Genomic DNA, 12,454 nt, shown 5'->3' on the forward strand with positions numbered 1-12,454 from the left:
TCAATGAGTGATCGAACACACGATAGCGACCGCCGTCGCCTGTTACGGGCCATGGGCGCAACCGGGCTGCTGGCGGGTTTCAACGCCCTGCTGCCCGCCTATGCCCGCGAGGGCATGACACGCCACCTCAATACCGCAGCGGCCCAGGTTCCGGGCGGCGGCGCGCGCGACGTCGTCATGGATGTCCATGTCCGTCGCGAGATGATCGATATCGCCGGCGGTCGCGCGTCGGCCATTACGCTGAACCACACCACGCCCGGCCCGATCGTCGAACTCTGGGAAGGACAGAACGCCCACCTGCGGGTGCATAACCATCTCGACGAGTCGACCTCGATCCACTGGCACGGCATTTTGCTGCCGTTCCAGATGGACGGCGTGCCCGGCGTCGCCTTTCCCGGCATCGATCCCGGCGAGACCTTCGAAGTCGATTTTCCGGTGCGCCAGGCCGGCACCTACTGGTACCACAGCCATTCCGGGCTGCAGGAGCAAGTTGGCCAGACCGGGCCGATCGTGATTCATTCGCAAGGCGACGACGGCATCAATGCCGACCGCGAGTACGTCATCGTACTCAACGACTGGACCTTCGAGGATCCGCATCGTCTGCTCGCAAAGCTCAAGGAAATGAGCGATTACTACAACTTCAGCGAGCGCACGCTCGGCGATCTGGCCGAGGATTTTCGCCAATCCGGCGTCGCCACCACGCTGAAGGATCGCCTTGCCTGGGGCGACATGCGCATGAGCCCGCGCGATATCGCCGACGTCACCGGTTACACCTATAGCTACCTGATGAACGGCGTACACCCGGATGCCAACTGGACCGGCCTGTTCACGCCCGGCGAGCGTATTCGCCTGCGCGTGATCAACGCCTCCGCGATGACCTATTTCAACGTCCGCATGCCGGGCTTGCCGATGACCGTGGTAGCGGCCGACGGCAAGGAAGTGCAGCCGGTCGAGACCGACGAGTTTCAGATCGGCGTGGCCGAGACCTTCGACGTGGTGGTCGAGCCCCGGGCCGATCAGGCCTACACGATCATGGCCGAAACCATGGACCGCAGCGGCTATGCCCGCGGCACGCTCGCGCCGCGGGCGGGCATGGTCGCCCCCGTGCCGGCACTGCGCGAACAGCCGCAGCGCACGATGATGGATATGGGCATGGACATGAGCCAGATGGACATGGGCGGCATGGACATGTCGCACAGCAAGAGCGCGAAACCGATGGGCCACGGCCAGATGGCGATGGATCACGGCTCGATGCAAAAGATGAACATGCCCAAAAAGGAATCGGGCATGGCCGGGATGTCGCATCAAGGCCACAAGATGGCCGACTCGAAGATGTCTGGAAAAATGGCCGGCATGGGCCACGATATGAAAAAGATGGCCCATGGCACGGGCCCGAATGCCGGGACCATGGGTACGGGCGCAATGATGGAACAATCCGGGCCGGTGATCGCCAAGCACGGCCCCGACATGCACGGTGCCGGCAATATCAACATCGCCAACGTACAGCGTGATCGCCTCGCCGAGCGCGGCACCGGGCTGGAGGACGTCAACCATCGCGTGCTCACCTACAGCCAGCTGCGTAACGTGGTGCCGATGCAGGACCAGCGCGAACCGTCGAAGACCATCGAGATCCATCTCACCGGCAATATGGACCGCTATATGTGGTCGTTCGACGGTGTGAAGTACTCCAATGCAACACCGATCGAATTTCCGTACGGCGAGCGGATCCGGTTGATCATGGTCAACGACACGATGATGGAGCACCCCATCCATCTACACGGCATGTTCATGGAGCTCGAGAACGGCCAGGGCGAGCACCTGCCGTTCAAGCACACCCTGAGCGTGCTGCCGGGTTCGCGCGCATCGCTGCTGGTCACCGCCGACGAGCCGGGCCGCTGGGCCTTCCACTGCCACCTGCTTTATCACATGGAAATGGGCATGTTCCGCGTCGTGCGGGTAAGCGATCAATCGGGAGAAAACAATGCTTAAAAAATCGACCCCAGCCATCCTCAGCGCGACTGTCTTTTTCTTGGGATCTACGGCGCCGGCTCTCGCCGCCTCCGATGGCAAAGCCGATCTCGACTCAGTGATACCCGCCGGGCCTGCCGACCCGAACAGCGGCGCACCGCTCAACTGGAAAAAACCGATCCACGATCAGCAGATCCATAAGTTCTTTCTGATCGATCGCCTCGAATACGGCGATGTCGACGGCACCAACAACTATCTCTGGGACGCCCAGGGTTGGATCGGTGGTGATTACAACAAACTTTGGCTGAAGACCGAGGGTGAAGGCCCAATGCGCGGCGGCTCGCCCGAGAGCACCGAATTTCAGGCGCTCTACAACCGCACGATCTCGCCGTTCTGGAGTGCGCAGGCCGGTCTGCGCTACGACGTCAACCCGAATCCGGACCGGGGCTTCGCCGTGCTCGGCCTGCAGGGGCTGGCGCCTTACTGGTTCGAGTCGGATACCTCGCTATTCGTCAGCGAAGACGGCGACGTGAGTTTCCGCGGCGAATTCGAGTACGAGTTGCTGATCACCCAGCGCCTTATCCTGCAACCACGGGCCGAGATCAATATGTCGGCCCAGGACGTCCCCGAGTACGGACTCGGTAGCGGTCTCAACAACACCGAGATGGGCATACGGCTGCGCTACGAAATCAAGCGCGAGTTCGCGCCTTATATCGGCGTACGCTGGGAGCAGACTTATGGCGAAACCAAGGACGTCGCCCAGGCCGAAGGCGAGGAAACGTCGTCGACCGCTTTCGTGGTCGGTATCCGCGCTTGGTACTGATAGGGAAATCACCGGATGTATGGAGGGCCTTCATCTCATTAGCATGTCTGTGGACTTTGCATACGGGCTTGCAGCGAGCCAAAGGGGATAAAACGCAATGGCGTTAACGGGCCTACTCACCATCATGGGCACGATCGTGGCGGGCGCCTTACTCTTGCAGTGGGTAGCGGCACGCGCGCGTCGCGATCGCCTGGCCGAGTCGCAGAAGATCCCGTTTCTCGGGGGTAGCGCGCCGAACACGCACGCCTGGCAGCGTTTTCATGTGCGTTACTACTCGATGACGCTGCTGTTCATCGCCTTCGAGATGGAGATGATGTTCATGTACCCATGGGCGGTCGTGTACGTCGCCGAAGGCGTCAAGGCGCTCGCGGAGATGGGCATGTTCCTCGCCATCCTCACGGTGGGCATCCTCTACGGCTGGCGCGAAGGCATCTTCCGGTGGCAGTGAAGCTGCTCGAGCGCCTGGCGGCACGCGCTCCCGTGCCAGTATTCGTGGCCATGGGGCGCGACCGCGCCCCTGCCGTCGAGCGTTTGCTGCGGAGTGCGGATATCGACGTAACCGCCACACCCCGACACGCCAGTATCCTGTTGATCGCGGGCCGCGTCCGGGATAGCGATCAGGCCTATCTCGACCGACTCCACGACCAGCTGCCACACCCACGCACCACGTTCTGGTGGGGAGACGAGCCGCAAGCCGACGTGGACGACGCCCGGCGCGCTGCGTCATCCGACGATCCAGTAATTTCTTTACGTGCGCTTTACCGCAACCTGATTTCCGGCGCCCATGCATCGGAGACCCACCGGCTCGCGGACGAGCCACCCGCGCCCTGGCGCGGCAAGGGCGACCACGGTCAGGGCGGCGAAGGGATGATGGGTGGCGTGCCCTACGGGCGCATGATGCCCATGCCGCCGACGCCGGATATTCGCGATGGGCTAACGCTGGATGTCTACACCACCCAGATCGGCCCGTTCATGCCGTACTGGCCGGCTGGATTGGTACTGGAGGTCACGTTCCAGGGCGATGTGATCCAGTCAGCCTATGTGGTTCAGCCGCCCTACCCGCCACGCGACGTCGATCGCGTACCGTTCGACCGCTTGTTGCACGAAACAACGGCCTTGGCCCAGATCGAGCGCGCACGCGCTGCGCACCACCTCGTGTGCATCGCCCGCGTACTGTCGCTCGTCGGATTGCCGACACTGAGTCGGCGCGCCCAAATATTGGCGGCACGCGTGCGCGCGAACGAGACCATCGCTATTGCGCCGCTGCGAAAAGCGGCCGCCCGATCCGGTTTGACGGCTGCCCTCGCACCGGGACTCGGTCGGATCGATGACCGACTGGCGCGTGAACTCGGCGGCCCGGTACAGCGCGCTGCCGGCCACGCTATCGACGACCGCAGCGATAACCCAACGTACACACGACTCGACTTCACGCCAGTCACGCAAACACAAAGCGACTGTCGGGCACGTCTCGCGCAATGGTTCGACGAAGCCGAACAAGCGCTGGCGCTCGTTTCGGCGGCACCCGACGCGATGATTGGCCAAGGCGCACTTGTCGAGGCGCCATGGGCGCTTCGGGCACCGCCGATCGACTATCGCGTAACCGAGCTGTTACCCGGACTTGAATGGAGTGAGGCGCTGCTGGTGCTCAATAGTTTCGATAGCGCCGCGCTGTGTCGCATGGGGCCACTGGAAACCCCATGACCCTGATCGCTCTAACCGTGGCCTGGGTCGCTTTCCTCCTCGGCATGGCGTGGTACATCGCCGTGCTCGACGGGCTCTGGGCGGCCGCGCGCGAAGGTCGAGCGCCGCGCGCGCCTCTCGCCAACCCGCTCTACCGGTGCGCCACGATACTGCGCCAGCAGTCCAATCTGACCGAAGCGCCGGATTTGCTGAACTGGCGTCTGGCGCCTGCACTGTATGCCGGGCTGGCCGGTACCGGCGTCGCGCTCGTGCCCTTCTCCAGTGCCAGCGTGCTTGCGGACCTCGAAGTCGGCATCGTCTGGTGGGGCGCCGTCGAAGCGCTGACGGTCGTGGTCGTCTTCCTGCACGGCTGGTCGGCCAATTCTCAACTCGGCCTGATCGGCGCCTACCGCTATGTCGCCATTGGGCTGCCGGTCATGCTGATCAGCATGTTCGTGCTTATCGCCGCCGCGTTGCCAGCCGAGTCGCTGGCCGTTCCGAAGATCATCGAATCCCAGCGCGAACTCTGGAATGTCATCCGCCAGCCGCTCGGGCTCCCGCTTTTCCTGCTGCTTGGCCTGTCTCTCAGCTTCAGAGGCCCGTTCAACTATGCCGACTCGGCAGATATTGCGGGCGGCACCGCGGCCGAGGTATCCGGCGCGCCGCGACTGGTCTGGGAATTCGCGCGGCTCGCGATGCTTACAGCGGTGGCCACCGTCGCGGCCAGTGTATTCCTGGGCGGCTACCTGGGGCCCTGGCTGCCCGGGCCGGTATGGCTGGTGCTCAAGACCACAGCCGTGCTTCTGGTCTCGGTCGGCCTCAGCCACCAGCTGGCTCGGATTTCGCCGAGTCGGATGATGACTTTGATCTGGACGGTGCTACTGCCGCTATCGTTCCTGCATCTGGTATGGGCCGGAGTATTGGCGCTATGAACGTCACCGATATCGCATTCTGGATCTTCGCGGCGATCGCCGTTGTGAGCGGCTGGCGTGTGTTCTGCACCGACTCGATGGTTCGCGCCTCGTTCCTCCTGATGCTGTCGTTCATCGCTGTCGGCTTGATCATGGTCTTGCTGAACGCGCCGTATCTCGGCATTGCGACCGTCTTCATGATGGCGGTGGAGATGATGGTGATGGCGCTGTTCATGGTCATGTACATGATGAACCCGGCGGGCCTGAATCCGATGATGATGGTGCACCAGCACCGTTTCTCGATCGCAGCCGGCGTGTTCGTCTTCGCTGCACTGACCGGTCTGATCGTTGTTACGCGCTTTTCCTCCAACCCGGTCGCGCCGGACGCCGAGGTCGTCGTCGGCCTCGGCAAGGAACTGCTCGGCGACTCGATGCTGATCTTCGAAACCGCCGGTGTCACGCTGCTGGCAACCATGGTTGCCAGCGTCATTCTGTCGAGCCGCAGCGGACGCTTCGGCGAGGCCGATACCGGCGCCGTGCCGCCGCCCCTGGAACCGGGTGGCGAACCGGCCGGGCGCCAGCCCGAACAGGCCAGCGGCCACGCCCATCACCACCATTGATCGGGAAGCGCTCATGACACTCACAACGATATTGATCGTCGCCGCCGCGCTCATCGGCATCGGACTATACGGCACGTTGTCGCAGCAGTCTTTCGTAATGCTGATGATGGGCCTTGAACTGATGCTCAACGGCGTCATGCTCGCAGCGGTCGGATTCTGGTCGCTTACCGCAGGCGGCCTGCCCACAGGCCAGCTGCTGACCATCATCGCGATGGCCGTGATGGCGGTCGAAATGGCCGTAGGCTTCGCATTGATCACCGCGGTCTATCGCAACCGCCAGGCCGATGTCACCGAAGGCCTGACGACCCTGAAGCATTGATCATGCTCTGGCTTGTCGCCCTGGTTCCGCTTCTCGCTGCCGCGATTGTTCACGCGTCGCCGATGCAGCGCCGCCCCGCTCTGGGCGCTACGGGCTGTGGTGTGCTGCTGGTCACACTATTGCTGACTGTTTTCGCGGGCCTGGACGGCTGGGTCGGAAGATTTGCCTGGAGTACCCCACTTCAGTTTGAGGTGGTGCTGACCTCACGGTCGGTCGTCATGGCGTTGCTGGTACCGGTCATTGCGCTTCCCGTGCTGGCCTATGCCGCGGCCCACGAACGCTTGCAGGGTTTGAACCGTCTGGTATCGCTGTTGCTGCTGTTCGTCGGCGCCATGCTGTTGCTGGTGATCGCGGCCGACCTTATCACCCTGCTTATCGGCTGGGAGCTAGTCGGCGCCTGCTCTTGGGCCTTGATCGGGCACGAACGGCAACGCGTATCGCATGCGGCCTCGGCGCGCTACGCATTCGTGATGACCCGTTTCGGCGATCTCGGACTGTTCGCTGCGGCCATGGTCGTGTTCAGGGATACGGGTACCTTCGCTTTTGCGGCGCTGGAAACCCTCGGCGCGCCGCAGCAAGCGATTCTGGTTGCCGGGCTTGTGCTCAGCGCGGCTTCGAAATCCGGCCAGCTGCCATTCGCGCCCTGGCTGTTTCGTGCCATGGACGGGCCCACATCGGTGTCTGCACTGTTGCATTCGGCCACCATGGTCGCTGCAGGGGCCTATCTGTTGATCCGGCTCGAGCCGACGCTCGCTCAGATGCCATGGTTTGGTCCTGCGACAATTGGCATCGGGATCGCCACGGCCCTCGCAGGCGGTTTGACCGCTTTGCTCCAGCCGCACGCGAAAAAATTGCTCGCGGCGTCCACCTCCGCGCACTACGGTTTGATGTTCGTTGCGGTCGGCGCGGGCTATCCTGAAATAGCGCTGCTCCACTTGGTCGCGCACGCGGCTTTCAAGGCGTTGCTGTTTCTAAGCGCCGGCATCGCGGGCCGCCAGGCCGTGAGTTTCAGCCTAACGGAGATGGGCTTCGGCCGCGTGCTGCCGGTCGCGGCCGTGGCAACTGCGGTCGGCGGGCTCGCCTTGGCCGGCATACCGCCGCTGGGCGCAGCGTGGACGAAGGAAATGGTCGTCACGGCCGCCGGGCATTTCAGCCCGTGGCTGGCGTTCGCCGTCATGCTTGCCGGCGCCCTGAGCGCAGCCTATGCCATGCGCTTTGTCTATAGCGCCTACGGCCCTGGTGCCGACGATATCAGCGCTACGTCGCGAACGACCGAAACCATAGCGACCGGTTCGCTGGCTGCCGCCAGCCTGGCGCTTACCCTCCTCTGGCTGCCGGTCATACAGCAGGCGTTGGGTAGCTGGTTCGCGACCTCGTTTCCGGCGGCCCCGGCCTGGGAGACCATCGGCTCGTTGCTGGCTGTCGGCGTCGGCCTTTACGGCGGCCTCGTGATCGCGCGCCTGCATCCGGCGCTGGGCGCGAGCGGCGCCATCGCAAGCTGCGCCGACTGGCTCGGCCTGCCCTTCGCGATCGAGCGCTTGGTCGGGCGCCCCATTCAGGCGCTCGCACAGCGCTGCGCGGGGTTCGACGATGCCATCATCGATGGCGCCGTGCGCCGAATCGGCGCCGGCGGGCTGTTCACGGCGCGTGTCGCCTATCGAGGGCTGGACCGTCTTGCCGACGGCCTGCCGGAGGGCGCCAATCGCTGGTTTGCCCTGAGCGGCGATGACAGCCGCCGTTTCCAGACCGGGCTTTCGCACCACTATCTCGCCTTCATGGCCGCGGGCGCCGTGGTGTTGGCAATCATTCTCTTTGTGGGGCGCTAGCATGCTCACGGCCACCATTCTGATCCCGCTGCTGGGCGCGCTCGCGTTCAGTTTCTTACGCCTGAATGAACCGGCGTACCGCTGGCTCGCCTGCGGCGTAGGCAGTGCGCCGTTGCTCCTGCTCGTGGCAGTCTGGCTCGGCTTCGATACCAGCGCGGGCGCACCCGCGTTTCAGTACGTTGTCGACTACCCCTGGATCCCGGCGCTCGGCATCGGCTGGCGTATGGGTGTCGACGGCATCGCGCTGGTAATAGCCACAATGAGCGCCGTGTTGTTCGTCGCAGCCATCGCCTGGCCCGCCGAAACGCGGGGGCGGGCACGCGAATACTACGCGTGGTTTCTGTTTCTCGAAGCGGTATCGCTCGGGGTGTTCCTGACCCTGGATCTGGCGCTGTTCTATGTCTTCTTCGACCTGAGCCTGGTCGGTCTGTTCTTCCTGATCGGGCGTTGGGGCCACGGCGATGCCGAGCGCGCCGCGATCAAGTTCTTCGTCTATACCTTTGCCGGCTCGTTAGCCATTCTGCTGGCGATCATCGGCCTCGTGCTGGCGACCGACCCGCTGACCTTCGACATGCGTACGCTGATCGCCGAGCAGCCACTCGCAGGCATGGACCTGCGCGCGACGCTGGTGCTGGTGGGCTTCGTCGTCGGCTTCGGCATCAAGACGCCGTTCGTACCCCTGCATACCTGGCTGCCGCCAGCGCACGTGAATGCGCCCGGCCCGGCGTCGGCCGTGCTCGCGGGCGTGCTGCTCAAGATGGGCACCTATGGTCTCATTCGCATCCCCTATTCGATGCTCAGCGAGACCTTCGCACGCTATGCTTTCGTGCTGGCCGTTCTGGCGGTCATCTCGATCCTGTGGGGTGCGCTGGTCTCGATGGCGCAGCGCAATCTCAAACGCCGCATTGCCTATACGTCAGTGAATCATATGGGCTATGTGCTGCTGGGTATCGCCGCGGCCGCGACCATAGGCGGCGAGCAGGCCGCGCGGCAGATGGCGTTGACCGGCGCCACCGTGGAAATGGTCGCGCACGGGCTGATCACCGGCGCGCTGTTCTTAATCTGCGGCGCCTTTTGGCAGCGCACCGGCGACTACGACCTCGAGCACTACGGCGGGCTGAGCCAGGTCGCGCCGAACCTCACGCGTTTCACGGTTCTCGCGTCGTTCGCGAGCCTGGGTTTGCCAGGGCTCGCCGGTTTCGTTGCCGAGCTGCAGATATTCGTCGGTGCTTTCAGCGTCTATCCGTGGTTGGCCGCCATCGCGCTTCTGGGGATTCTGATTACCGCCGCGCTCTTCCTGCAGATGCTGCAGCAGCTGTTCTTCGGTGAGCTGCCTGCCGACCGCCAGGGTTTCGGGGATCTCGCGCGCGTCGAAATCGGTACCCTCGCCATACTCGCACTGCTAATCGTGGTGATCGGCATATATCCGAATTGGCTGCTGACACCGATCAACAGTGCAACCGCCTTTTTGACGGCCGGGTTCTAGGATGCCGGTCGGCGACGTTCTCCCCGAACTCAGCGTTCTGGTCAGCGCTGTCGTGCTGCTACTGGCGGCAAGCTTTATGCGCGAGCGCGATCAGTGGTTGGCTGCCCCGGGCGCGCTCATCGGTCTGACCGTGGCAGCCGCGTTCTGTCTCGCCCAACTGGGCGAGGCCCCAAGAATCACATTTTCGGGAGTCTGGGCCCTCGACGGCGCCAGCATCTGGGCGCGCCTGATCATCCTGGCCACGGCTGCCTTGAGCGTTCTGCTGACGCCCGAATGGCTGCGCACCGACCGGCGCCACGGCGAATACTATGCGATCTTCTTGTTGGCCACACTCGGGGCCATGCTGCTTGCCGGCGCGGCAGACCTGATGCAGCTGATCATGGCCGTCCTGCTGTCCTCGGTGACGGGCTATACGCTGGCCGCCTACCACCGTAACTGGCCGCTCTCGGTCGAAGCCGGCATGAAGTATTTCCTGGTCGGCGCGCTGGCTAACACTCTGCTCGTGCTCGGTGTGACGTTGATGTTCGGGCTGTTTGCCACCACGGACTACGGCGAGTTGGCCACCCGCACGAACGACAGTCCGCAATGGATGACGCACGTCGCCTTCAGCCTTGTCGTTGTGGGTGTCGCGTTCAAGCTCGCTGCCGTGCCGGCCCATACTTGGATGCCGGACGTCGCCGAGGGCGCCCCGCCGCCCGCGGCCGCCTTTCTCACTATTGCACCCAAGGTCGGCGCGGCCATCGCGCTGGCCCGCTTCGTCGATCTGTTCCCGCAGGAAGACATCGCCTGGCGCGCCGTGGTTGCCACGATCGCGGTCGCGACCATGACCATCGGCAACCTGAGCGCGCTTGGCCAGAACGACGTGCGGCGCATGCTCGGCTGGTCCTCGGTCTCGCAATCCGGCTACGCACTGATGGCGGTCGCCGTGCTGGGTCTCGACCCCTATGCCCTGCCGGCGCTGCTATTCTTTCTCGCGAGCTATGCCGTCGCGAACCTCGCAGCATTTGGTGTCGTGACGCAGCTACGCGGGCGCACGAATCTGACCGACTATCGCGGCCTCGCCACCGCCCATCCGCTGCTCGCGGCCGCATTGATCCTGAGTTTTCTCTCGCTGGTGGGTATTCCGCCGCTTGCCGGTTTCGTCGGCAAGCTGGCGCTGTTCGTCACCACGATTGAATCCGGCTATGCCTGGCTGGCGGTGGTGGCGCTGGTCAATACCGTCGTTTCGCTGGTTTACTACTTGCACGTGCTTGCACCCGTATATTTCGCCGAGCCGGCACGGCCCATGCACACACTCGGCTACTGGGCGGCAGTCTCTGTCTTCTTATGTGCGTCGTTTACCCTCGCTCTGGGCGGCTTGGCAGATCCGCTCTGGCGGATGCTGTCACAAGCCACTCTTCTTCCCTAAGCCGCTACTGAAATAGCGCTGGGTTTGCGCGCCAAGCTTGGCCAGTCAGCAATAGCGCCTCGACCTCGCCTGCTTTCTGAGCAAATGCGCCACTGGCTCGATCCAGCCCAGTCAAATGCTGAGACTGGACCGCTAGGCCGGGCCCGGGCGCTCCCCGGCAGCCGCACCCGGTGTCGGCACGCGCATCAGCAGCGCAATGAACGCAGCCACCGAACCACCGGCCGCGATCGTCATCACGATCGCCATGGCGAGGGCGTTGCCGCCGAGCACGCCCACGCACCAGCTCGCGAACGCACCGGCGGTGAACTGGCAGACGCCGAATAGTGCCGACGCCGCCCCGGCCGCATCCGGCGCCTGATCGAGCAGTCCCGCCACCGTGTTCGCACCGGCCACGCCCACGGTCGACAGCAGGAAGAACAGCGGCACTGCCACCCCCCAGAAACCACCCAGCCCGGTAACCGAGGCCACCAGCAGCACCAGCGAGCAGACGAGAGTGTTGCAGACGGCCACGCCGAGCAGCCGCCGATAGCCGAAGTGCATCACCAGCCGACCGTTGGCGAAGGTGCCCATGAGCATGGCCAGCACGTTGGCACCGAAATAGAAACCGAACTGCGACTGGGGAATGCCGAACTGCTCGATGTAGACGAACGAGCTGCCCGCCACGTACGAAAACAGCGCCCCGAACATGAGGCTGCCGCAGACCAGAAACAGGGCGATGGGCCCGCGCCGGACCAGCGCCAGATAGCCAACGTACTGGGCGAACAGGCTGCGATCGCGCACGCGTCGCGCGGGCGGGTGCGACTCGCGCAGCAGCAGGCGCAGCGCGATCAGACACATCGCCGCATAGACGCAGAGCAGCGCGAAGATGCCGCGCCAGGAGGCCACCGCCAGCACCACGCCACCGACGAGTGGTGCGACCAGCGGCGCGGTCGCCATGACCATGACCACGAACGACATCACGCTGGCGGCCTGCGCGCCCTCGAAACGATCGCGCACGATCGCGCGGGCCATGACCGGCGCGGCCGCGGCGCCGAAACCCGCGGCCAGACGCGCGGCGAGCAGCACCGGCATCGACACCGCCAGCGCACAGACGAGGCTGGCCGCCAGATACAGACAGATGCCGAAATAGAGCACCGGCAGGCGACCGTAGCGATCCGCGATCGGGCCGTAGGTGAGCTGGCCCAGCGCCAGCCCGACGAAGAACAGGCTCAGGCTGTACTGCACGTGGGCGGCCGATACCGAAAACGCATCGGCCAGATCCGGCATCGCGGGCAGATACATGTCGATCGACAGCGGCGCGATGGCCGTCAGCATGCCGAGCACGCCGACGAAGATCGCGTGCGCGACGGGGCTTTGCTCACGCGTGACCATGCGGTCGGACTCCTGGCTGGCGGGTCGCGGCGGCCGGAAGGC

11 protein-coding genes are annotated in these 12,454 nt (G+C 64.3%); 10 read left to right on the top strand and 1 reads right to left on the bottom strand.

The features are described 5' to 3' along the window. Positions 1 to 3 precede the first annotated feature (3 nt). From SAOR_RS01715 to SAOR_RS01760, 10 genes are all read left to right on the top strand, one after another. Complete coding sequence (locus SAOR_RS01715; protein ID WP_123629929.1) at positions 4 to 1,989, top strand: copper resistance system multicopper oxidase; 1,986 nt, start codon at positions 4 to 6, stop codon at positions 1,987 to 1,989. Then, positions 1,982 to 2,791, top strand: coding sequence for a copper resistance protein B (locus SAOR_RS01720; protein ID WP_123629930.1), 810 nt, complete (start codon positions 1,982 to 1,984; stop codon positions 2,789 to 2,791). The genes SAOR_RS01715 and SAOR_RS01720 overlap by 8 nt, the downstream gene beginning before the upstream one ends. A gap of 97 nt (positions 2,792 to 2,888) precedes the next feature. Next, on the top strand, positions 2,889 to 3,239 hold the full coding sequence (locus SAOR_RS01725; protein ID WP_123629931.1) for an NADH-quinone oxidoreductase subunit A: 351 nt from the start codon (positions 2,889 to 2,891) through the stop codon (positions 3,237 to 3,239). Next, complete coding sequence (locus SAOR_RS01730; protein WP_185015510.1) at positions 3,230 to 4,492, top strand: NADH-quinone oxidoreductase subunit D-related protein; 1,263 nt, start codon at positions 3,230 to 3,232, stop codon at positions 4,490 to 4,492. Before SAOR_RS01725 ends, SAOR_RS01730 begins: the two co-directional genes overlap by 10 nt. After that, a complete protein-coding gene (locus SAOR_RS01735; RefSeq protein ID WP_123629933.1) occupies positions 4,489 to 5,403 on the top strand; it encodes an NADH-quinone oxidoreductase subunit H in 915 nt (304 codons plus the stop codon). Before SAOR_RS01730 ends, SAOR_RS01735 begins: the two co-directional genes overlap by 4 nt. Next, positions 5,400 to 6,002: an NADH-quinone oxidoreductase subunit J family protein gene (locus tag SAOR_RS01740; protein WP_123592617.1), complete on the top strand. Its 603-nt coding sequence runs from the start codon at positions 5,400 to 5,402 to the stop codon at positions 6,000 to 6,002. Before SAOR_RS01735 ends, SAOR_RS01740 begins: the two co-directional genes overlap by 4 nt. A gap of 13 nt (positions 6,003 to 6,015) precedes the next feature. Further along, on the top strand, positions 6,016 to 6,321 hold the full coding sequence (nuoK, locus tag SAOR_RS01745; RefSeq protein ID WP_123592618.1) for an NADH-quinone oxidoreductase subunit NuoK: 306 nt from the start codon (positions 6,016 to 6,018) through the stop codon (positions 6,319 to 6,321). Positions 6,322 to 6,323: 2 nt separating this feature from the next. Beyond that, positions 6,324 to 8,147, top strand: a complete 1,824-nt coding sequence (locus SAOR_RS01750; RefSeq protein WP_123629979.1) for an NADH-quinone oxidoreductase subunit 5 family protein — start codon at positions 6,324 to 6,326, stop codon at positions 8,145 to 8,147. A 1-nt stretch (position 8,148) separates the two neighbouring features. Continuing rightward, positions 8,149 to 9,633, top strand: a complete 1,485-nt coding sequence (locus tag SAOR_RS01755; RefSeq protein ID WP_123592620.1) for a complex I subunit 4 family protein — start codon at positions 8,149 to 8,151, stop codon at positions 9,631 to 9,633. A gap of 1 nt (position 9,634) precedes the next feature. After that, on the top strand, positions 9,635 to 11,041 hold the full coding sequence (locus SAOR_RS01760; protein WP_123592621.1) for an NADH-quinone oxidoreductase subunit N: 1,407 nt from the start codon (positions 9,635 to 9,637) through the stop codon (positions 11,039 to 11,041). A gap of 132 nt (positions 11,042 to 11,173) precedes the next feature. On the opposite strand, the gene SAOR_RS01765 is transcribed toward SAOR_RS01760, so the two are convergent. After that, complete coding sequence (locus SAOR_RS01765) at positions 11,174 to 12,412, bottom strand: multidrug effflux MFS transporter (protein WP_123592622.1); 1,239 nt, start codon at positions 12,410 to 12,412, stop codon at positions 11,174 to 11,176. Positions 12,413 to 12,454: the final 42 nt, after the last annotated feature.

It is taken from the genome of Salinisphaera orenii subsp. orenii MK-B5 (assembly GCF_003788635.1).
GTDB classification, from domain to species: domain Bacteria; phylum Pseudomonadota; class Gammaproteobacteria; order Nevskiales; family Salinisphaeraceae; genus Salinisphaera; species Salinisphaera orenii.